Annotated in this window: 22 protein-coding genes; 14 read left to right on the top strand and 8 right to left on the bottom strand. The window is 62.4% G+C overall.

Annotated elements, in window-relative coordinates; all coding sequences use genetic code 11:
- Window positions 1-276 precede the first annotated feature (276 nt).
- The 5 genes from NN5_RS10240 (at window position 277) to NN5_RS10220 (ending at window position 6,909) form a co-directional block, all read left to right on the top strand.
- Window positions 277-567 carry a hypothetical protein gene (locus NN5_RS10240; protein ID WP_025160433.1) on the top strand — a complete coding sequence of 97 codons (291 nt, stop codon included), beginning with the start codon at window positions 277-279 and terminating at the stop codon, window positions 565-567.
- Window positions 557-2,863: a type IV secretion system DNA-binding domain-containing protein gene (locus NN5_RS10235; RefSeq protein WP_020818473.1), complete on the top strand. Its 2,307-nt coding sequence runs from the start codon at window positions 557-559 to the stop codon at window positions 2,861-2,863. Before NN5_RS10240 ends, NN5_RS10235 begins: the two co-directional genes overlap by 11 nt.
- On the top strand, window positions 2,863-5,934 hold the full coding sequence (gene mobF, locus NN5_RS10230) for a MobF family relaxase (protein ID WP_020818474.1): 3,072 nt from the start codon (window positions 2,863-2,865) through the stop codon (window positions 5,932-5,934). The genes NN5_RS10235 and mobF overlap by 1 nt, the downstream gene beginning before the upstream one ends.
- A 49-nt stretch (window positions 5,935-5,983) precedes the next feature.
- Complete coding sequence (locus NN5_RS10225; RefSeq protein WP_020818475.1) at window positions 5,984-6,184, top strand: hypothetical protein; 201 nt, start codon at window positions 5,984-5,986, stop codon at window positions 6,182-6,184.
- A 71-nt stretch (window positions 6,185-6,255) separates the two neighbouring features.
- Window positions 6,256-6,909 carry a hypothetical protein gene (locus NN5_RS10220; protein WP_020818476.1) on the top strand — a complete coding sequence of 218 codons (654 nt, stop codon included), beginning with the start codon at window positions 6,256-6,258 and terminating at the stop codon, window positions 6,907-6,909.
- A 20-nt stretch (window positions 6,910-6,929) separates the two neighbouring features.
- Here the strand turns inward: NN5_RS10220 and NN5_RS10215 are convergent, their stop codons facing one another.
- Complete coding sequence (locus NN5_RS10215; protein ID WP_020818477.1) at window positions 6,930-8,129, bottom strand: tyrosine-type recombinase/integrase; 1,200 nt, start codon at window positions 8,127-8,129, stop codon at window positions 6,930-6,932.
- 145 nt (window positions 8,130-8,274) lie between these two features.
- Window positions 8,275-8,805 (bottom strand): ribbon-helix-helix domain-containing protein, encoded by a 531-nt coding sequence (locus tag NN5_RS26870; RefSeq protein ID WP_063619123.1) that lies wholly within the window; start codon window positions 8,803-8,805, stop codon window positions 8,275-8,277.
- A 132-nt stretch (window positions 8,806-8,937) separates the two neighbouring features.
- Here NN5_RS26870 and NN5_RS10205 point away from each other — a divergent pair, with 132 nt between their 5' ends.
- Together NN5_RS10205 and NN5_RS10200 are read left to right on the top strand one after the other, a co-directional pair.
- Window positions 8,938-9,612 (top strand): type IV toxin-antitoxin system AbiEi family antitoxin domain-containing protein, encoded by a 675-nt coding sequence (locus NN5_RS10205; RefSeq protein ID WP_020818478.1) that lies wholly within the window; start codon window positions 8,938-8,940, stop codon window positions 9,610-9,612.
- On the top strand, window positions 9,605-10,468 hold the full coding sequence (locus tag NN5_RS10200) for a nucleotidyl transferase AbiEii/AbiGii toxin family protein (RefSeq protein WP_020818479.1): 864 nt from the start codon (window positions 9,605-9,607) through the stop codon (window positions 10,466-10,468). Before NN5_RS10205 ends, NN5_RS10200 begins: the two co-directional genes overlap by 8 nt.
- Before the next feature lie 20 nt (window positions 10,469-10,488).
- On the opposite strand, the gene NN5_RS10195 is transcribed toward NN5_RS10200, so the two are convergent.
- Window positions 10,489-11,088 carry a hypothetical protein gene (locus NN5_RS10195; protein WP_020818480.1) on the bottom strand — a complete coding sequence of 200 codons (600 nt, stop codon included), beginning with the start codon at window positions 11,086-11,088 and terminating at the stop codon, window positions 10,489-10,491.
- 178 nt (window positions 11,089-11,266) lie between these two features.
- On the opposite strand from NN5_RS10195, the gene NN5_RS10190 reads away from it, so the two are divergent.
- The 3 genes from NN5_RS10190 to NN5_RS10180 all read left to right on the top strand — a co-directional run bounded on the left by NN5_RS10190 (window position 11,267) and on the right by NN5_RS10180 (window position 13,566).
- Window positions 11,267-12,187 (top strand): DUF8535 domain-containing protein, encoded by a 921-nt coding sequence (locus NN5_RS10190; protein WP_020818481.1) that lies wholly within the window; start codon window positions 11,267-11,269, stop codon window positions 12,185-12,187.
- Between the two features lie 282 nt (window positions 12,188-12,469).
- Window positions 12,470-12,943, top strand: a complete 474-nt coding sequence (locus NN5_RS10185; protein ID WP_020818482.1) for an Hsp20 family protein — start codon at window positions 12,470-12,472, stop codon at window positions 12,941-12,943.
- A gap of 104 nt (window positions 12,944-13,047) precedes the next feature.
- Window positions 13,048-13,566 carry an Hsp20/alpha crystallin family protein gene (locus tag NN5_RS10180; RefSeq protein ID WP_025160432.1) on the top strand — a complete coding sequence of 173 codons (519 nt, stop codon included), beginning with the start codon at window positions 13,048-13,050 and terminating at the stop codon, window positions 13,564-13,566.
- A gap of 123 nt (window positions 13,567-13,689) precedes the next feature.
- Here the strand turns inward: NN5_RS10180 and NN5_RS10175 are convergent, their stop codons facing one another.
- The 3 genes from NN5_RS10175 to NN5_RS26865 are packed head-to-tail and all read right to left on the bottom strand — an operon-like array spanning window position 13,690 to window position 14,572.
- Complete coding sequence (locus NN5_RS10175; protein ID WP_100239607.1) at window positions 13,690-14,106, bottom strand: hypothetical protein; 417 nt, start codon at window positions 14,104-14,106, stop codon at window positions 13,690-13,692.
- A complete protein-coding gene (locus tag NN5_RS10170) occupies window positions 14,070-14,339 on the bottom strand; it encodes an usg protein (RefSeq protein ID WP_020818485.1) in 270 nt (89 codons plus the stop codon). Before NN5_RS10170 ends, NN5_RS10175 begins: the two co-directional genes overlap by 37 nt.
- Complete coding sequence (locus NN5_RS26865; RefSeq protein WP_021224284.1) at window positions 14,336-14,572, bottom strand: hypothetical protein; 237 nt, start codon at window positions 14,570-14,572, stop codon at window positions 14,336-14,338. The genes NN5_RS10170 and NN5_RS26865 overlap by 4 nt, the downstream gene beginning before the upstream one ends.
- Before the next feature lie 272 nt (window positions 14,573-14,844).
- On the opposite strand from NN5_RS26865, the gene groES reads away from it, so the two are divergent.
- The 3 genes from groES to NN5_RS10155 all read left to right on the top strand — a co-directional run bounded on the left by groES (window position 14,845) and on the right by NN5_RS10155 (window position 17,380).
- Window positions 14,845-15,159: a co-chaperone GroES gene (gene groES, locus NN5_RS10165; RefSeq protein WP_037485676.1), complete on the top strand. Its 315-nt coding sequence runs from the start codon at window positions 14,845-14,847 to the stop codon at window positions 15,157-15,159.
- A 56-nt stretch (window positions 15,160-15,215) separates the two neighbouring features.
- Window positions 15,216-16,835 carry a chaperonin GroEL gene (gene groL, locus NN5_RS10160; protein ID WP_020818487.1) on the top strand — a complete coding sequence of 540 codons (1,620 nt, stop codon included), beginning with the start codon at window positions 15,216-15,218 and terminating at the stop codon, window positions 16,833-16,835.
- Window positions 16,836-16,993: 158 nt separating this feature from the next.
- On the top strand, window positions 16,994-17,380 hold the full coding sequence (locus tag NN5_RS10155; protein ID WP_020818488.1) for a SpoIIAA family protein: 387 nt from the start codon (window positions 16,994-16,996) through the stop codon (window positions 17,378-17,380).
- Window positions 17,381-17,426: 46 nt separating this feature from the next.
- On the opposite strand, the gene NN5_RS10150 is transcribed toward NN5_RS10155, so the two are convergent.
- Window positions 17,427-17,891 (bottom strand): hypothetical protein, encoded by a 465-nt coding sequence (locus NN5_RS10150; RefSeq protein ID WP_020818489.1) that lies wholly within the window; start codon window positions 17,889-17,891, stop codon window positions 17,427-17,429.
- 99 nt (window positions 17,892-17,990) lie between these two features.
- On the opposite strand from NN5_RS10150, the gene NN5_RS10145 reads away from it, so the two are divergent.
- Entirely contained in the window at window positions 17,991-18,197 is a 207-nt protein-coding gene (locus NN5_RS10145) for a hypothetical protein (protein ID WP_020818490.1), read from the top strand.
- Window positions 18,198-18,203: 6 nt separating this feature from the next.
- Here NN5_RS10145 and NN5_RS10140 read toward each other — a convergent pair whose 3' ends face one another.
- Window positions 18,204-21,005: a conjugal transfer protein TraG N-terminal domain-containing protein gene (locus NN5_RS10140; RefSeq protein WP_020818491.1), complete on the bottom strand. Its 2,802-nt coding sequence runs from the start codon at window positions 21,003-21,005 to the stop codon at window positions 18,204-18,206.
- Window positions 21,006-21,018 lie beyond the last annotated feature (13 nt).

Here is a 21,018-nt window from a genome sequence, read left to right as displayed (position 1 = left end):
GGAGATCTGCCCTGGTACAGAGCAGCACACCCTACGCACCAGGGTGCAGGAGCTTTCTTCGCGTTTTCAAGAAGATGAGGCGAAAACCGCGCGTGTTCGCCTGTGGGACGCATGTGGCGCCCACACGCAAACCGCTATTTTGCGGGCATTTCAGTGTGTTACGCGAGAACACGGGCCGCTCGCCAGATCGAGAATTCTTGCCATGCGGGCATGGCTGAACTATAAGACGGGCAGGTTTCTGAGACCCCACCAGCCTCCCTGCTAGGAGGCCTGGTTTTGATGACCCCCAACAAGCATTGCACGGTCAGGCTCGACCGCAGCAAATATGACCGTCTAGTCGCGATCGCGGCCGAGCGCGAATGCACCGCCTCAGACCTCATCCGGCACGCGGTCGACGCCTTCCTTGGAGCCGGCCAGATTCTCGCTGGAAGCCAGCGGCGGCTCGCGCGGATCAACGAGTTTCAGCACCTCGCTCTCGACATCATCATCCGCGAGCAATTCCCCGAATATCGCGATCGCATCCTCGCTGAAACCGACAAGCGTCTGGAGACCTACCATGGCGCGTAAGGACATTCGATCGAACGGGCGCAACATCCCCCTCATTCATCACAGCGCGCGCGGAAATGTGCAGCGCAACTCAGGCAATTTCACGCGCGGAAGCCAGCTCCTCACGCACGAGATGCTGATGTGGTTCTCGGGCGCGAAGCTGCCCTTCCTGCTATGGTTTTTTGTCTTCCTCATAGCCTTCTGCCTCATCCTCGCCGTGAAGCTCGACGAGCACGGCGTCCAGCTCATCGGAATGAAGCTCTATTCGGCCTTGTGGAACTGGATCGACCTCGATCCGAACAAGCGCGTCAACGTCACGCTTCCCAGCGGAGACGTCCTTCGCACCGTGATGCCGGCAGTCCCCTACATCCCCGAGGTGATCAGGGCATGGACCGTCGCCATGAGAGGACTGTTGGGCGCGTTCCTCATCTCGGCCTTCATCACCATTCCGTTGACCATTTGGTTCATCGACATCTCGCATCGACGCGGCCGCGCGATCCTTCAGGAACGGCATGAACGCGGCGCCATGCTTGTCGACCACGATATCCTTCTCAACGAGATCAATGAATATAATCGCGAGAAGTTCGAAACCGAGGCGGTCGAACTCTTTCCCGGGAAGTCGCCGCGGGACGTCCTCGCGCTTCCCTTCGCCGTGCGCAAGGCAGCCGGAATCCACCATCCCTACAAGCTCGCCGACATCCCTTTCCCCCATCGGCTCGAGCAGTCGCATGCGATGCTATTCGGAACGACCGGCGCCGGGAAAACGACACAGCTTCGCGATCTGATTGTGCAGATGCGCCAGCGCCAGGACAACGCCGTCGTTTTCGACCTCACGGGCGCCTACGTCGAAGCGTTCTACGACCCGGAACGCGACACGATCCTCAACCCGATGGACCAGCGCTGTCCCGCCTGGACCATCTTCAACGACTGCACGAGCTACAGTCATTTCACGGCAGCGGCTGCCTCTCTCGTTCCGTCCGACGGCGGATCGTCCGAGCCCTTCTGGGCGCTCGCCGCGCGCACTCTCTTCATCGAAATGTGCATCAAGCTCCGCGAGCGCGGCCAAACGACCAATCTCGCTCTCTCCGACAATCTGATGACGGCCGACCTGAAGCGCGTGCACCGCTATCTGGCCAACACAATCGCGGACCCGCTGACCGCCCCGGAAGCTGCACGGATGGCGGAATCGATCCGGGCTGTCTTCAATACCAATGCGCAGGTCCTGCGGTTCCTCCCCGACGAGGGCGAGCCTTACTCCATTCGCAGGTGGATGACGGCCGACAAAAGGCCCGGCGCCATCCTCTTCATCACCTCCGATTATGAGGACCTGGAGCTGAACCGTCCGCTCCTGACGCTCTGGACGAACCTGTCCATCACGAGCCTCATGTCGATGCCGCGGACGAACAGTCTGCGCACCTGGTTCGTGTTCGACGAACTCGCCGCGCTCCACCGTCTGCCGGCCATCGAGAAGGGACTTCAGACCGCACGCAATTTTGGCGGAGCAATGCTCCTCGGCCTCCACAGCTTTCCGAAGCTCGTCGAGGTCTACGGCGAAGAAGGCGCTCGAAATCTTGCTTCGCTAGCACGCACCAAGCTGATCCTCGCCACCGGCGAATATAAGACCGCCGAAGAATGCTCCCTCTACATCGGAAACCGTGAGGTTCGCCAGATGGATGAGGCCTATTCTTACGGCTATAACAACACGCGCGACGCTTCGACGCTGACTCCGCGAAAGCAGGTCGAACCGCTTGTCCTTCCCGACGACATCACCAACCTTCCGGCGCTTCACGGATATGTCAAATATCCGGACGGATTCCCCGCAGGACGGATCAAGCTCGAATGGAAACGATACCCCGTTGTCGCCGAGGGCTTCATGCCTCGCGCCAATGTTCAACCCGTTCGATCAAGGCGCGGAGAAGGGGCGTTCGAGGAGGATGGGGCAGGGGAAGCCGGCGGGCGGGACGGCTCGTTGCTGGTGATCGACGAGATTCTGGAATCTCCCAATCTCGCGCGGGATTTGGCCGCCGGGATATTGTCGGCGGAAGCAGAAGAAGAGGGGAACGCGGCGGCACGGGCGGCGCAGGGCACGGACGACCGCGGTGATCAGGGATCGGTAAAGGGTGAAAGCGCCGAAAAGGCGCCCGCGGCACCGGCCCGATCAGACGAGCAGGCTGTTGCGGCGCGGGATCGCGACGATCGGAGCGATGGCCATCGGCAGGGTCAGGGGACGCCCCAGGTCGAGGATCAGACGCTCGCCGAACTGCGTCAGGACTTCTCGGCCGGCCGTGACGACAACGATCTCGATATGGGCATCTGATGCTCTCCGTCGCCCCGATCCGCTCGGCCGCCGGGTCCGCGAATTATTTCGCGAAGGACGACTATTACACCGTCGAGGATTCGTCCGAGGTCAGCGCCTGGGCAGGGGAAGGGGCCGACATCGCTGGTCTCTCTGGCGAGGTGTCGAAGGACGCCTTCGAAGGGATTCTAAACGGGTTCCTGCCGAGCGGGGAAGGGGTCGCCCAGGTCGAGAACCGCCGGCACGGCCTCGACCTTACCTTTTCGATGCCGAAGTCCGCGTCGGTGATGGCCTATGTCGCCGGCGACAAGCGCGTGCTCTCCGCCAACATGGCGGCCGTCAAGCAGACGATGGCCTGGGTCGAAAAGAACCTTGCCGAAGGCCGGCGCGACGTCGACGGCCGCAAGGTTCCGGTCCAGACCGGCAATCTCGTCTATGCGCTCTTCCAGCACGATACCAGCCGGGCGCTCGATCCGCAGGGCCATATTCACGCTGTGATCGGCAACATGACGCAGATGCCCGATGGCAAGTGGCAAGCCCTTCACGCCGACAAGATCTGGAGCCACAACAGCATCATCGGCGCGATTTACCACAGCTACCTGCGGACGGCGCTCGAGAAGATCGGCTACACTGTAGAGCTTCGCGGCAAGCACGGAACCTTCGAGATCGTCGGCGTGCCAAAGGCCGCGCGTGAGGAGTTCAGCCAACGGCGCGAGGACATTCTCAACAAGGCGGCCGAAACCGGCATAACATCCCACAAGGGCCGCGACCAGATCACGATCAATACCCGCGATCCCAAGCTCGACGTCGAGGATCGCGGCGCGCTCAGGCAAAGCTGGATCGAGCGGGCCGCTGCGCTCGGTTTCGACGGAAAGGACCTGCGCGCGGCCGCGGAAGCGCGTGCTGGCATGATGACCGCGGTCGGGCCGCTCGAGCGCGGCTATCGCGCGATCGTCGATGCCATCGATCTCGCGCGCAGCCGGCTCGGCGATTTCCTTCGCCCACACGACCCGTTAGTCGACCATGCGCTCGCGCGCGCGGTCAAGTCACCCGAAGAGGCCCGCACGCAACTCGCGGTCGCATCGGCCGTCCGCATCCTGTCCGAACGCGAGGCGGCCTGGCCGCTTCATATGGTGTCGAAGACTGCGCTCGATCTCGGTCTCAAAGGCGTCACCGTCGAAAGCGTCGAGCGCCGGATCGATCAGCTCGTCCAGAATCGGCAGATCGTGATGGGAACTGCCCATGCCACGGACCGCGACGGCAAGATGGTGACGACCCAGGAGGCGCTGCGCATCGAGGAGAAGATCCTCGACCTGGTGAAGGAAGGCAATGGCGCCGCAAATCCCGTCCTGTCTGCTGCCGACGCGCCCGCGCGCCTTCAGGCAGTCGCGGAGCATCCACTCAATCCCGGGCAGCTTGCCGCCGCGACCCTGATCCTCTCCTCTGACGATCGCACGATCACGATCCAGGGAAAGGCGGGCACGGGCAAGTCCACGATGCTGCAGGCGGTCTCGCGCGTCGCGGAGGCCGAAGGCCGTACGATCCGGGGTCTCGCGTTCCAGAACAAAATGGTCGGCGATCTCGCCGAGGGCGCCGGCATCCAGGCCCAGACGATCGCCTCCTTTGTCCTCGCCCACGAGCGCTTCATCGCCGAACGGAACACGCCGCGCTATGAAGCGGCGCGGGAAAGGCTCGCCGGCACCATGCTCCTCGTGGACGAGACCTCGATGGTCTCGGCAAGCGATATGCTGAAGCTTCACCAGATCAGCGCGGCGATGGGCGTCGACAAGCTCGTCCTCGTCGGCGACAGGCAGCAGCTCTCCTCGATCGACTGGGGCAAGGCCTTCGCCATGATCCAGGCTGCCGGCGCGACGATGGTGCGGATGACCCAGAATATCCGCATCGGGAAGCCGGGCCAGCCGCTAACCGAAGAGCAGCAGAAGCTGAAGGTTGTCGCCGAACTCGCGAACGTGGGAAAGGCGGGCGCCGCCATGAAGGTGCTCGGCGAGCATATCGTGGAAGAGAAGGATCCGGCCGCCGCCGCGGCCGATAGTTGGCTCGGCCTTTCACCGGAAGAGCGTGAGGCGACCGCCGTATTCGCATCAGGCAGAGACGCGCGCGAGACTATCAACAAGCGCATTCAAGCCGGATTGATCGCCGAAGGAAGCGTCAAGGGCGAGGCGCTCCAGCTCACAGTCTATGATCGAGTGAATACGACGCGCGAGGAATTGCGCTATGCGTCGACCTATCGCCCCGGCCAGACCCTCGAGGTGGGTCGGGGCGGGGCGCAGGATGTCGGCATCCAGGCCGGGCGATACGATGTCCTCAAGGTCCATGCCAGTGGCAAGGTCGACCTCGCAGACGGACGGCGCAGGATCCGCTTCGATCCGCAGAAGCTGTCGCCGGCAGAGCAGCGGGACCGGCTCCAGCTCTCCGAGAAAAAGCCGCTCGATATCCACGAGGGCGACCGCATCCGCTGGACCGCGAACGACAAGGGCCGCGGGCTTCACAACGCCACCCTCGCCCGGGTGGTGAGCGTCGACGGCTCCGGCGTCACGGTAGAGACGGCGGGCAAGGAGCAACTGACCCTGCCGATGGGCGATCCGATGCTCTCGCGCCTCGACCTCGCCTACTCGCTGAACATGCATATGGCGCAAGGCATCACAACCGACAGGGCGATCGGCGTCATGTCCTCATTCGAGCGTTTCCTGTCCAACCAGCGCCTGTTCAATGTCCTCGTGACGCGCGTGCGCGACGGCCTGACGATGATCGTTGACGACAAGGAGAAGCTGGCACGGCAGCTCGACATGAACCCGGGCAACAAGACCTCTTCGCTCGAAACCGTCGGCCGCCTCGACATAGATGGGAACATGGCCAAGGGCGCGAAGGCGCGCGAGGATTTCAATCCCGGCCCGATCGACGGCGTCGACCTGTCCGATCTCCCGCCGCTGCCTGACGACCTGCCCCCGCTCCCTGACGCCGGCGCCGCAGCGCCGGTCGGAAAGGACCAGGCAGCGAAGCCCGAACCGAAGCCCGACCGGGCGGAACAATTGCCGCCGCTGCCCGAGCGCAGCCTCGGCCTCGATTTGTAGCATGAAGCCGCCGGCGCGGCGCCGGGGGCGAAAGGAAGGAGACGAAACGATGGCATGGGAATTTGAGCAGGCCGGCAAGTTCGGCAGCGAGAAGGCGGCTGACGATTATGCCAGGCGCAACAATCTCGATCCGCGCGATGTGCAGATCACCCGCAAAGGCGGGGAAGTGGAGCTCAGCATCCGCCGATCGGCGCTCGACGGGCGCAACCTGCGCGACAATGGCGAAGGCCGGCGGGATGGGTGGGGCTGAAGGAGGCGGTCATGGAATTCACTCAGCGCCGCGGCGACGCGCCCCCTCGGGCAATCGGAGGATAACCGCGCATGGGCATCGACGATCGAGACTATATGCGCGAGCGGCAGCGCGCGCGGAGCGGAAGCACGCGCTGGAATGACCGAGCCGGGCGCGTGGAGGGCGCCTGGTTCGACCCGGCCATTCGAAGCTTCGACTATCAACGCGGACGCTGGCGGGGCTCCAGGCGTTCCAGCCCTGTTCGATATATTCCCTTTGCCCTGAGCCTCCTCCTCATTCTGATCCCCCTCTACGGCGAAGCTCAACGGGCGGGCTGGCTGCCGGATCGCGAGGCGGCGATGCCATTTCCGGAATCAGGGTCGGTAACTGTGGCGAGTTGGGCGATGCACGAACCCGTTAGCAGCTTCCTCACCGTCGAGACGGCGGACAGCAATGCCGTCGTGCAGCTCATCGACCCGACCACCGGCCGACACGCCATTTCGATCTATGTCTCGAAAAATGACCGGATTCGCGTGCCGGTGCCGCAGGGCACATTCCGGCTCCGGCTCATCGAAGGTCAGAAGTGGCACGGACCGGTGCGCTATTTCGGGTCGAATACATCCTACGAGACAGCCGCTGAACTCATGATCTTTGCACCTCGGGCCGGCCACATCATTGACCTTCATCGGAGGCCCGATGGCAATCTCAAAACGCGTATGATGTTGTCGCGCCCCGAAGCTCTGTGATTCCGGACGCGTAAGTGTGGTCAGCGGCGCACGCGCGATAGGACCCGGGCGGCGACATTGCTGCGAACCGCGAGCTTGCGGCCATAGCGTAATGCCGTAGCGGGCGAGCTCCAGCGCAGCGCCTGGGCTATTCCCGCGCCGTCCTCTCCGGCAGCAAAAAGGTCCTGGGTCAGGCCGACGCGAAGGGAGTGAGTGGACAATGCCTGCACCGCGGCGGTCAACTCGCTGGCGGGGAGACTCACCAATCCCAGTTCGAATGCTGCAAGCGCGACGCGTCGGTAGATGCCGTTGACGCCCTGGCGTGTCAGCGGCGCCGTTCCGATGGAATAGGTCGTTCGGGCGAGCGCCGTTTCAGAATCGCTGGCGCGTACGCGCCGCCGATCGACTCCGACCCTGCGGAACAGGGGGCCTTCCTCGATACCGCTCGCTTCCAGCCAGGCGCCGACCCGCCGCATGGTCTCGGCCGACAGCCATGCCCAGGCGCCTTCGCCTTCCTGGTCGGTCTTGGAGAAGGGGATGAACAGCGTCGCCGAACCATCCTGCTGGGGATCGATATGCACAGCTTCGACCACCGTGAGTTCGCTTACGCGCAGCCCCGCGTCATATCCGAGCGATAGCAGGGCAGCGTCGCGCAGCCCCTGCAGGTCGCCGCCGCAGGCATCGAGAAGCGCAGCGAGGGTGAATCCCTTGGTGACATGGCTGTCCAGTGCCTTGCCGAGCCGCAATGGCGCTGCCTGGCGCTGCAAGGCTCCTCTGCGCCTGCGGACGGCCTTGAGCGCCGCGCGCACCATCGGTGCGTCGGTAGGCGCGGCTTCGCCCGCCAATCCCATCATGCGGTGGACCGTGCCGAGGCTAGCGATCCGGCGCGCGAGCGTCGCGGGCTTCTTGCCCCTGCCATCGAGCGCATTCACATAGCGAACCAGATCTTCGGGATCGGCGGGCAGCGGTGAGCGGCCTTCCTCACCGCACCAGCCGCTCCAGCAGTCGAGATCGGCGGCGATCGCCGCCTTTGTCGCGTCGGCCATGGCCGCCAGCGTCGTCTCGAGTCCGAGTTGGCTGATCGGCGGCAGATCCGCTGGAACGATGCTGGCGATCGTGCGCAGCAGCCGCATGTCGACGGTCTCGGGATCCGCGTTTGGCGATCGCGTCGGCAGCGCGGCATCGTTGGTCCGGACCACCACGATTTCGGCGTCGGAACGGCTGGCGGGTTTTTCGGCCATCGTTGCTACGCGCCCTTGCGCCGGGCATTGTGCTCATGCGGCACAAGGCGCGGCACATTTGTGCCGCGTGATTTCGCTGCCATTTTCGCGATCGTCATTTTGGCCCTTCCCTGCTGTTTCCGCGCACTTGTTCTTACCATAACGATCAATTATGGTAAGTGACAGATCGCGCGGGGAGGGCGGTTTTTGGGGCTGTTTTACAAGCTTTTCCGATAATGCTGATCAGAGCGCGATATCGACGCGCGTGCAGGACGGTCACGATGCCCGACGGATCCATCCGACAGAAACGCCAAAAGACATAGTGATGCTCATGGCGGCCGAAAAAGCCCTCGACCCCGAATTCTGCCGGAATGGCGCGCCATCGCGTTTCGCGCCTAGCGATCCGATCGAAGCAGTCGAAGAGGCCGCGAATGTAGGCATCCGCCTTGGGCCTCGCCCCAGCGGTCGCGTACAGGCATAAATTTCGCCCAGCCGCCCTCCGGCGCATTGAATGCCTGCGTAAGCTCTGCCTTGAGGCGACCAAACTGCTCGGCTTGAGCCGTTCCTTGTCCCGGCGGATGAGGTCGCGGACATATTCGCTGACATTTTCGTAGGAGCCTTCGGCGCCGACATGTGCCATGACGAAATCGCCTAGTGCGCCCCTGATCCGAACATTGAGCGTAACAGGCTTGCTCATGGCGATAACCTCCTGTTTGATATTCTGGACAGGATCAAGGGCAGACTAAGCAATGCTGGGTGCCTCCGCTGCTTCCCGCCCTTCGTCAGAAAATTCTGGAAACTTTCATACATTGGAAGTATCGGGAATTTCATGTCCTCCCTGGCGCAACAGATCACGGCAGCGGGTCTGGCCGATCATATCCTCAGCGAACGCCAGCTCGGCAATCTGCTGGGCGGCGGAGACGCCCGGCGCTACGGCCTGGTCAATCGGGCGCTCAAGGATGGTTCCCTGCTCCGCGTGAAGCGCGGCACCTACCTGCTGGCTAAGCGCTATCGGGCCGAAACCATCCATCCCTTCGCCATTGCGCAAGGTCTGATGCCGGGTAGCTATGTCTCTTTCGAAAGCGCGCTCGCCCATCATGGCTGGATCCCCGAAGCGGTCTTTGTGACCGCGGGAGTGACGCCTGGCCGCAAAACGCTCCGCTTTGAAACGACAGACTTCGGCACGTTCAGCTTTCATCCGCTCGCTATCGCGGATTATCAGTTCCTGGCCGGCGTCGATCGCGTGCAGATGGGCAAGCTCATCGCCTTCGTCGCACAGCCGCTGCGGGCCTTGTTGGACCTCGTTGCCCTGCGCAAGCAGCAGTGGGCGGGCATCGAGTGGCTGACCCATGGCATGCGGATCGACGAGGACATGCTCCTCGGGCTCCGACGGAAGGATTTCGCCAAGCTGAAACCGGTCTACAAGCACAAGGCCGTGAACAGCTTCCTCGCCGCGCTCGAAAGCACTGTCATGGCCAGGAAGGTCCGCTCAGCACATGATTGACATCATCCAGGAGAAACTGCGCCGCTACGATCCCGCCAATGCGCTAGAGGAAGAGAATGCGGTCAAGGAAATCCTCCAGGAAATCGCGCTCTATGCCCTTTGGCGCGGCGACTTCTTCGACGTCGCGCTATTCCAGGGCGGCACGTCCCTGCGCATCCTGAACAGCCTACCGCGCTTCTCGGAAGATCTCGACTTCCTGCTGCGCCAGGCCGACCCAGACTTCGACTGGACGCCTTATCTCAAGACCCTGATCGAGGTGTTCGGCCAGTTCGGGCTGAAGCTCGATGCTCTGCCCAGGGCGAAGATGGACACGGCTATCCGCCAGGCGCTGATCAAGAACGATTCCATCGCGAGCCAACTCGACCTGTCTTTTGCGGGCGCTGGTAAGCCAAAGACGATCCGGATCAAGCTAGAGATCGACGTCAACCCACCTGCGGGTTCGGGCGAGGCGTCCAGCTATCTCGATTTTCCAGCGGACCACGAAGTTCGGCACCAGGATCTGCCGTCCAATTTCGCTCTCAAGATTCATGCCTTGCTATGCCGGGGTTTCCTCAAGGGTCGGGACTGGTTCGATTTCTCCTGGTATGTCGCCAAGGGAGTAACGCTCAATCTGGCCCTCCTGCGCAATGCCCTCATCCAGGCCGGTCCCTGGGCGGGAGATAATCACATCGCCGTCGACATGCCCTGGCTGAACGAAGCGCTGGGCAGCACGATTGCGAAGATCGACTGGAAGGCCGCCGCTGACGACGTGCGGCGTTTCCTGCGGCCGGCCGAACTCAGGTCGCTTGATCTGTGGAGTGAGCGCTTTTTCCTCGCCAAACTGGAAAAACTGACGTCGACTTCTGGTCACGCTTGAGCGGCAAACCTCCAGCGCTATCATGACACCGCCGCGCGAGGCTGGCCGTGCATTCCGCGAATGTAGAAGTCTCGCTGATGCTCACTCGTGGCGACGTTGGGATGCAGCGCGGCCCGGACGGCGGGCGTTATCGTATAGACCGCATGTCGCTGCGCCCCGCGGTTCTCATGATCCACCAGGAAACCCTGATAGTGGCGTTCGATAAGACCCGCCCGCACCAGCTCGGACACGGCCCGGCTGATCGCCGTCATGCCCGTATCCCGAATGCGCTCGCTGACTTGCGCTTCCACGATCCGTTCAGCTTCAGCCGTGTCGGCCGGCAGCTCGCCCTTCGCGGCGAGCGCCGCCCGCACCTTGCCGGCGGTCGCGCGACGCTGATGGTACCGCGCCCCGCTCGGCGCGATCGCGGTCGCCAGCCATTCACGGATCGGTACCAGAGCCTCGCCATCGCGCACGAGCGGCCCGGCCTGCCCATTCGCCCGGGCGACCCGCGAAATAAGGTCGAGCACCATGAAGGTGTAGCGCGGACGCGCTGAATGTTCGGCGATCGTGCGGACGATATCGGGTATTCCGATTGTCCGGCGGGCGGGCGGAGGTGCGAAAAGGTCCTGCTGAAACATGGAACGAATCAAGCACAAAGTTAGACTCATGTGAATCCCCCAATTACTCACAAAGACGGTCATTTGGCGATTTTGCCACCAGTGTCACTTTACCGCTGGGCAAGGTAAAGTGACGTAGTTGTCATTGTTCGGCGCTTCCCTCTCTCACGCGCGGATGAAGCTGTGCTAGAGCGTGGCGATGGATCTGGACCAGTTTCGCTCCTCCGCTGCCTCCATAGCCGCGCCGGTCGCTCGCCCATTGTTCCGGCTCACAACGGATCTCGACCTGCCGCCGCTGCCCGGGCATGCGGCCGCATCCTCGCGCCACTCCATGGCGAACCTGCTGGAGGAACTCATCGACGCTGCGGGCTGCAATGAAATTCCAGCCCCCGCCCGCGCACCCGATCAGCCCTCTATCGTTGACCTGTTCGGAGCGTTGAAGACGGCCGCTGCCGGCTTCGAAGTGGCTCCCGGCGTGGGCCTTGCCGAACACTTCTGGACGCACCCGGTCGCTCTACATAATGGCGAGGCCGCCGCCTCCCTTCTGCGCACCGCACGCAACGGGCATTCCATACACGGTTTCGCCGTCCTCTATGCCACCGATGTCCGGCCGCCATTGCTCTATGGCCCCAATATGTCGCCGCTGCGTGTGACAGGAACGATCGGCACCGAAAGCGACATCGAGGGTCCTTACCTCGCGCTCGTTGCCTTCGAAGGCGAGCCGGACGGTCGCGCCGCAGCGATCGAAGCGTACGCAGCCCCGATCTTCCATGCTCGACGGTTCATCCTCGTTCGTTCGGAACTCGATCGGGATGTGCTCCGCGCTCTCGAGCATCTTCAAGCGGCGCTGGATGCCCACGGCGTCGAATGTGCGATCCACCGCGTCCGACCGGGTGCAGACGACGAACGAACCCTGATTGAATTGGTCATCTCGAACGCGGTAGGTGGCCGGCGCATGCGGCTGGCGATCGATGCGACGCGTGAGGCCACGCGGTGCCAGGCCGAGCGTACATCTCCCGGGTTCGTGGTAACGCACCGGAACTGGAGGGACGGCAGCTTCATCGCTTGGCTCGCGCAAACGGTAATAGCTGACGGTCGAACAATCCCCGCAATTGCATAACCAGGCCCATCGCGAGAGGCAGGCTCGCGTCACTATCCTCGCTACCCCATCGCGATGCGGTTCCGTCTCCGCCTGCAGCGGGTTCAATATCCGCTTTTTCGTGGAAGCCAGCGCGGTTCGATCAGAGGTACCGCCAACGTGCGATCAGGCTCTTGAATCGAACTTTGGCCTCACTAGCTCTGCAATACCGGACGCCATCCGGGTCCGGATGGACATAGAGGGCGTCGGCTCTCGCATACCGACGCTTCTCATGCCCAAATTGCTTCGTTGGAGGATTTGGAAATGAGAACCAACTTCGACTTTACGCCGTACAGGCGATCAACGGTCGGCTTTGACCGTCTTTTCAACCTGCTTGAGGCGGGAGCACGCGAGGACGACGGCTATCCGCTCTTCGATATTGTGAAGCTTGGCGATGACAGCTTCCGCATCACCTTGGCGATCGCAGGGTTCAGACCCGACGACATCGAGATCGTGGCGCAGCAGAACCAGCTCACCGTGACCGGCAAGCGCGCCGATGATGCGGACAAGGGAGAGTATCTCCACCGAGGCATCGCGTCTCGATCGTTCGAGCGACGCTTCCAGCTTGCCGACTTCATCGAGGTCGGAGCGGCGAGCTTCGAACATGGACTGCTCTCGATCGAACTCCGGCGTGTCGTTCCTGAAGCAATGAAGCCGCGCCGAATCGAAATCGGCGGCGGAGCCCCGGACGGTCGCCAAATCGGCGAGGCGAAGGAGAAGGCGAGCGAAGTTGCCTGATCCCGCCGCCGGCCTGCCGGCGCCGCTTTCGTCCCTCCCGCCAGCGGCGGCCGGCAGGTGCCGGCAGGTATCGACAGGATCCAGCCAGAAAGGAGATGCTTATCATGGCTTTTCGTGATCTCATTCCCTGGAGCCGGCAGGAAAACCGGCTGCCTGTCTCGGTCAGCGCCGAACAGGACCGGGACACTCATCCGCTGCAATCGCTTCACCGCGAGGTGAACCGTCTCTTCGACGACGTCTTGCGTGGCTTCAACATGCCCGCCTTTGCCGGGTTTGATCGGCGCGCCGGCTGGCCTCACCTAGAGCTCGGCGAGACGGACAAGGAAATCCGTGTAACGGCCGAACTTCCCGGCCTGGATGAGAAGAATGTGGAGGTGCTGGTCGAGGACGGCGCGCTCACTCTTCGCGGCGAGAAGAAGGCCGAGGTCGAGGACAAGGACCGCGGCTATTCTGAACGAAGCTATGGCCGCTTCGAACGTCGGATCAGCCTTCCGAACGGTGTCGAACACGACAGGGCGAGCGCAACGTTCAAGAACGGCGTCCTGACTGTGACAGTGCCACGCTCCGATAAGCCCGACGAGAGTGTGCGCCGAATTCCGATCAATGGCGGTGCGGCGTCATGAGATAGGCCGGGGGCGCTCTGCTCCCGGCCACCGGCGCTCCGAAGCTCCTGCCCCGGAATTTCAGGAAGCACCATGAGCCAATTTCTCGATTAGCGGGCGGAAACGGGTCTGGTTACCAGACCGTCACCTGGCTTCACGGTCCTGGCGGTGCGCTGCCAGGTCGAGGGCGGTGAGAACACGGTCGATCACTGCTGCTTTGCTCGCGGCCTTTGGAAGTTCGCGAACGGCGAATTGCTGCATCTTCGTCAGATCGTCTCTGGGAATGCTAATCTCGATCGGTAGCATGCCCAACCGTTCGGGATCGACACCCTGTGCGGCTCGGCCCGATGCAAGCAGATGATCGAGCAGCCGCTTACGATCGGCAAAAGTCCAGCGCAGCGCCTCGAGCTCCTGCGGACTGATGGATAGCAACGCGATCGCGAACTCCATGATATCGTCGAACGGCAGGCGCACGCGCGCACCATCCTTGCGGCCGCGTCGCATCCGCTTGAACACCCCTTGATTCACTGAATCGAAATCACGCCGTCGACGGCGTTCCATTCCGTAGGGCGTATCAGCCCTTCATGGGCTATGCGCACAGAATGGAGCGCCGCCTCGATCTCGCGACGCCAGTGGTCGAGAAAATCGAACAGCACGGGAAAGTCTGGAGCGAGATCATATTCCTGCCAGACGAATAGCTGGAGAAGCGAAGGCGCGTCCGGACGATAATAGTGGATTTCCGCAGTCGTCAGGCCATAGCCGCGCAGCTGCGCAATAAATCCCCGGTCGATCACGGCGACGGCTGCGGCCGCTCATGGCCCTGATCAAGCGTGTGCATCGCCGCAAGAATTTCGTCGACTGGGATGGGACGCCTTGCTCCAGGGGGCTTGCGCAAGCCAGGCTGGTTTCTGACCGCGGACCTGTCGGACGCCCAGGACGCCAGAATTGCGCGCTTCACTTCCGGTTCCAGGCTCGGATGCCGGGCAACTTCAAAGGGATGAAGAAAACGGGAAAATGGTTGCGACATTGCTGTGCCTCCTTTCCTTCTCGTCGCTCCATTGTTGTTCGTGGCGCCACGTCCACCGCTGCAAATCTTGGTGCGCGCGTGAGTCGCGTCAAGAGGGCATTCGCGATGACCAAGGCACTGAAATCAGGGCAATTGGCACTCACTCGCGCAGAGTGCCAATATTTTTCGTTGCACCCCTTGAACGGAAAAATCTCCTTTCCTAGCTTCGGAAAGCCTGTCGTTCAGATGAACGAGAGGGCCATCACATATTGTTTTGCATCCGGAGGTTATGCATGCATTTCCGCCCCTTGCACGACCGTGTGGTCGTCCGCCGCATTGAAGCCGAGGAAAAAACCTCGGGCGGCATCATCATCCCCGACACCGCCAAGGAAAAGCCGCAGGAAGGCGAAGTCGTCGCCGTCGGTCCCGGCGCGCGCGATGACAACGGCAATCTCATCGAACTCGCCGTGAAAGCCGGCGACCGGGTCCTTTTCGGCAAATGGTCGGGGACCGAGGTCAAGATCGACGGCGAGGACCTGCTCATCATGAAGGAAAGCGACATCCTCGGCGTGATCGACAATGTCGTCCCGCTCAAGCAGGCGGCCTAGCAGGACCGCCATTCCTCAAGCATTCAGGAAGGAACAAGGAAAGGAGTTAAGCCAAGATGGCTGCCAAGGAAGTGAAATTTGCGTCGGACGCGCGTGATCGCATGCTGCGCGGCGTGGATACGCTTGCGAATGCAGTAAAGGTCACGCTCGGTCCCAAGGGCCGCAATGTCGTGATCGAGAAGAGCTTCGGCGCTCCGCGCATTACCAAGGACGGCGTCACCGTCGCCAAGGAGATCGAGCTCAAGGACAAGTTCGAGAACATGGGCGCGCAGATGCTGCGCGAAGTGGCCTCGAAGCAGAACGACAAGGCGGGTGACGGAACCACCACGGCCACTGTGCTCGCCCAGTCGATCGTGCGCGAGGGCTCGAAGGCGGTGGCCGCCGGCATGAACCCGATGGACCTGAAGCGCGGCATCGATCTGGCGGTCGGCGCCGTGGTCCAGGATCTCGCTGCGCATGCCAAGAAGGTCAGCGCCAACAGCGAGATCGCCCAGGTCGCCACCATATCGGCCAATGGCGATGCTGAAGTCGGCCGCATTCTCGCTGAAGCCATGGAGAAGGTCGGCAATGAGGGCGTCATCACAGTCGAGGAGGCGAAGAGCCTCGCGACCGAGCTCGAAACGGTCGAGGGCATGCAGTTCGATCGCGGCTATCTCTCGCCCTATTTCGTGACCAACGCCGAGAAGCTCAAGGTCGAGCTCGAGGACCCCTATATTCTCATCCACGAGAAGAAGCTGTCCAACCTGCAGGCCCTCATTCCGCTGCTGGAGCAGGTGGTTCAGTCGGGCCGGCCGCTTCTCATTATCGCCGAGGACGTCGAAGGCGAGGCGCTGGCCACGCTCGTCGTCAACAAGCTCCGCGGTGGGCTCAAGGTCGCGGCCGTCAAGGCGCCTGGCTTCGGCGATCGCCGCAAAGCGATGCTCGAGGATATCGCAATCCTCACCGCCGGCAATGTGGTCAGCGAGGAACTCGGCACGAAGCTGGAAAACGTAACGCTGGGGATGCTCGGCCGCGCCAAGAAGATCATCATCGACAAGGACAACACCACCGTCGTCGATGGCGCAGGCGCACGCTCGGACATCGATGCCCGGGTCGCGCAGATCCGTGCTCAGATCGAGACCACGACCAGCGACTATGACCGCGAAAAGCTGCAGGAGCGCGTAGCCAAGCTAGCAGGCGGCGTCGCGGTCATTCGCGTCGGCGGTGCGACCGAAGTCGAGGTCAAGGAAAAGAAGGATCGTGTCGATGACGCGCTCCACGCCACTCGCGCCGCGGTCGAGGAAGGCATCCTGCCGGGCGGCGGCATCGCTCTGCTCCGCGCGCTGAAGGCACTCGACGGTCTCAAGGCGGCCAACGACGACCAGCAGTCCGGCATCGACATCGTCAGGCGGGCTCTGCGCTCGCCGGCGCGGCAGATCGCCGACAATGCGGGCGAGGACGGCGCCTTCATCGTGGGCAAGCTTCTGGAAAGCAGCGACTACAACTGGGGCTTCAACGCCGCCACCGGCGAATATGAAGACCTGGTGAAGTCGGGCGTCATCGATCCGGCCAAGGTCGTGCGTACCGCCCTCCAGGACGCCGCCTCGGTCGCCTCGCTGCTCATCACTACCGAGGCGCTCGTGGCCGAGCTTCCAAAGGAAGATAAGGCCGCGCCGATGCCGGCGATGGATTACTGACCTCCTGGGCGGGAGGGCATGGCCTTCCCGCCCTTGCTCGCACATCTCTCGAATGCAAGCGGGCCTGCTACATCGACTATCTCCCATTTCTGACCGGACCGGAATCAGGGTAGCTTCGGTCGAGAAATTTCGTAGGATGGTGCTGGCAGGAGATCAGAATGCACGAGTTTATCGACAGTTCGGACGACGTGCTCGCCCTCGCAGTCTCAGGCAAGATCACCGGCTCGGATCTTGACGCGATCATGACCCGATTGGACAGCGCGATGGCGCGACACGAAAAGGTGCATATGTTCGTTGAGACGCGGACGATCGACGGCATCGAATTGTCGGGCTTGCCCGCTTACACCGCCCGGGCAATGCCCCTCTTCGGGAAGCTCAACCGCTTCGGACGCGTTGCCATCGTTGCAGATCAGGCCTGGATTCGCTTGGCCAGCCGCCTTGAAAGCGCAATTCTCCCGTTCATCAGCTACCGCGTGTTCGAGCCCGATCAGCGCGCCGAGGCACTCGCCTGGGTTGACCCTGCGAAGACGCAAAGCGGGGCCTGAACACGAGCTGCAGCACTGAGATCGGCCGCTTGGTCCACGATCCCTGCTATCTTGACGCGGGGCGATCAAGCACCGGACATCCCCTCGCAGCCTCGCGATGGATCGCGGCAACCATGGCATTTTGGCGGTCGCTTCTCTCCCGCTGAAAGCGGTCAACCGCCGCTTGCCGCGCCCGAGCCTCATCAACTGTGAGATCCGTCTTTCCCAGATCCGGCAATTCGCTTCCGGCTTTCGCGCTCTGCGCGCGATACCATTGAACGAATTCCTGGGTGAGCTCGGGCGAAAACGCCCCGCCGTGCCGCTCGGCATAAGCAGCCTCCGCTTCGATCGCAGAGGCCATATCCCGGAGTTTCATCGCCGCCGCCTGTGCCTTGGCGGCGCACTCCCGTGGTGGCAGCGCACTCTCCTTTGCCGTCGCAAGGCCACCTTGGGCCAGGAGGGCGCTACCGGCAATGACAACTGCCATCCATTTCATCTCGAACCCCCTCCGCGCAACCTTGCGTTTGACCATTCCTAATCGGGCAAAGCGGCGCGCCGTATGGCCGTTCGGACAGTGCCGCCCCTTGTGAACAAAGATTGAACATGCTAGTGAACTTCCTGGGAGTTCACCATGCGAACCGTGAAATTCGACATCGAAACCTATAATAGGACCAAGGCTTCGGGCACGCCGGTCTGCACGCATGTTGACGAGGAATATTGCGAAATAGGGACGGCTGTCGATCACGATGGCAATCCTACGCTCGGCGGTCGCATCGGCTATGCATTGGCCTATCTGCTCATGGCTGGCTGCGTCGGCTATTTCGTCCTGTTCGTCTAAAGCTCCTCATTCTCGCAGCTTGGGATCATGGAAGAAGCCATGGTCCCTGCCCCGGTTTACCTCGCTTTGAACATCGACCGCGCCTTGGATGCGTTGACCGCGCATGGATTGGGCAGCCTCACGCGTCAGGTCGATATCCGCCCTGCCCTCTTCGATTATGTCCGCTGCCGTCGATGACTGGCCGCCTCCGGGACCGGCCGGCACTCCGGCTAGCCCGCGAGGCTGGTAGGCCGCCCGAACGTCGGCAGCGCTATCGACGGAGGGATGGTGCACATCGACGAGATCGGGCGCATGGAGCCTGCCCTCGATCTCGGACCGGATCGACGCCTGCTTTTCGTCCATCCAGCGCGTGATCATCTCCTGCCGAACCGCTCGCTGCTGATCGGTCAAGTCGGTCGCCCAGAGCTCCGGCGCGTCGAGCCCCGGATTTGCGACCTGCTGGTGGCGATACCATTGGGCGAGATCCTGACTCAGGTTCTCGCTCAATTGCATTCCATGCGTCTCCGCATAGCTCGCGTCGCGCGAGAGCTGCTGCGACAGCTCATCGAGCCGTCGCGCGGTTTCCGAATAGGATTTCGCCAGAGCCAGGGAATCTTCGGTGCTGACCGACGACGAATCCGTCCTTGAGCCACGGGCGAAGACACCGCTCCGAGCATAGGTGCCTTCCGACGTCGAAGCGCCGCTACCGTTCGCATGCTCGTCACGAACCCCGCTTGACGAGGTGTTGCCGCTCTCACTGCTCCGAGAATCGTCCGTCGTCCAATTCATGGTGTCCATCTGGCTACCCGACTTGGACACATTGATTCCGAGCCCCGGCAGCCCGCGCCCACCCGAGCCTCCGTTGCCGCCACCGCGGCGGCCGCCAAGGCCGGCCGAAAGTGCTCCACCGATCTGATCGGATATCTGCGCTTGGCGATCGTGCCGCCCCGAAACGCGCTCGCTTTGCGAAATCGTCGATCGCTCTTCCAGGCCCTGGGTACTGCTGCCCGTGCGCCGATCGAACTGCTCTACAGAGGCATTCGCCTGATTGCCGCTGCTCGATTCCCAACCCCGCGTATGCTCGGTTGAGCTTCCGAACGTGCTGCGGTTCGCATGGGTCGCGGTCAGAATCTCGTTGGCGGCATTCTCATAGGCACGCGCCTGGCGATGCGCCTCGCTGGCCATTTCGCGCCATTCAGCGACCGATCCCGATGTCATCGTCGGCGTGAACCCAAGGCGCGAGATGGCCGCGGATGTATCATATACCTCCTGGCCGTTGCCGAACCCCGTCACCATGGCGCCATTGTCCTGACGCCACCCGAAGCTGGCGCCGCCGCCCATATAGGTGGGCGCCGTCGACCATTGATCGGCCTGCCGCATGTTCGACGTGGCATTCGCCCAGCTCACGTTGCCATACGAATAGTTGCCGGTCGTCTGTTCCAGCGCCGCCGCTTCCGCAGCGTTCTGCGCCGGCGCGAGCATGGACATGGAATGCCCGGCAATCGACATCGCGCCGCGCGCGAGGCCTGCCGCGAGAAAGGGCACGCTCATAAGCATGAAGCCAGCGATCGTGGCGGTCTCGCCATTCACCGCCCCGATCCCCGCATAGCTTGCGAGCGTAACGCCGCCTTCCGCGACGCCTGTCGCTGCCGACGTCGCCCGCGTCATGCAGATCATGTGAAGGATGACGTAAAGCGGCCCCCATGCGGCGAGATAGAAGAACCCTGTCACATAGCCCTTCAGCGTCGAGACGCCCGTCTGAGGCATCAGGAAGAGCGGGAAAACGACCGGGAACATGGCGAAGAAGACCACCGTCAGCACGATGTTCAAAATCGGAACCCATGCCATCGCCTGCTGAGCGATCGAATTATAGGTGTTGCGCGCCTGAATGTCGGCACGGGTCTGCGCGAAGGTGTCGATCTCTGCGGCGCCCGTCCCGCCGGACATCGAATTTCGGGCCTGCATGAAAGCATTGATTGCTGTGTTCTGGCGCATCACCTCAGCAAAGTTGTTGCTCGTGCCCGTGAAGGCCGCACTGACGATGGGAACGTCGTGTTTGAGCTTGTCCGCCGCCAGAGCGTTGCTGAGCTTGGGATAGACCTCCTTGCCCCAAAGAGGCGCGTTGGCCTCGATCATTGGACCCCATTGCGCGTCGAGCGCCTGGTACGCCTGCCGGCAAGTGATGATGAAGCTGTTAACCGTTCCGTCACCTTGTCGCTCAAGCCATTGCTGCGATCGGGCTTCCGAGCCCGGCCCGACCGCAGCCCAGAGATCGGGCGCCTTCGCAAGATTGGTCAGCGACTTCTGATAAAGCATCACATCGCCGAACAGGCAGTTCTTGAAATGGTTTTCGAGGTTGGTCGAGAACTCCGCATCGCGAATGATGAAGTTGCGCGTCGCATCGAACAGTCGCGCGCCATACACCATGCCGTTCGTCGAGTAGTTGAGCTCGCTCGGCATGACGAAGACGGTCTCGGCCGTCCGCGTCAGCCAATCGCCCACCTGTGTCGTGAAGCTCGCAAGCACCCCCAATCCCATCGGTACATTGTCGACCGTCGATGGCGTCAGGCCCGGGTTGATGCGATCCGTTACCTTGATGTCCACCGTCGGGACCATCAGGCAAAGATAAATGGCCGTCGCTTGCAGGAACCAGTTCAGCCACGCCTTATAGTTGAGCGTGAAGGCCACCACGAGCAGCGAATAGATGAGGCCCATGACCATGACGACGCGGATGAGCGAGCGATAGCCACCGCCTCCCGACCACGCCGCGACTGCGTTGAAGATGTTTACGAGATACTCGCCGCCACCAACCGTGAAGACCTCAAGCATCGGTCTGCCCCCG

The organism is Novosphingobium naphthalenivorans NBRC 102051 (assembly GCF_001590985.1).
GTDB classification, from domain to species: Bacteria; Pseudomonadota; Alphaproteobacteria; order Sphingomonadales; family Sphingomonadaceae; genus Novosphingobium; species Novosphingobium naphthalenivorans.
The sequence above is the reverse complement of the archived record's forward strand: the minus strand, read 5'-3'. Positions and strand labels throughout refer to the sequence as shown.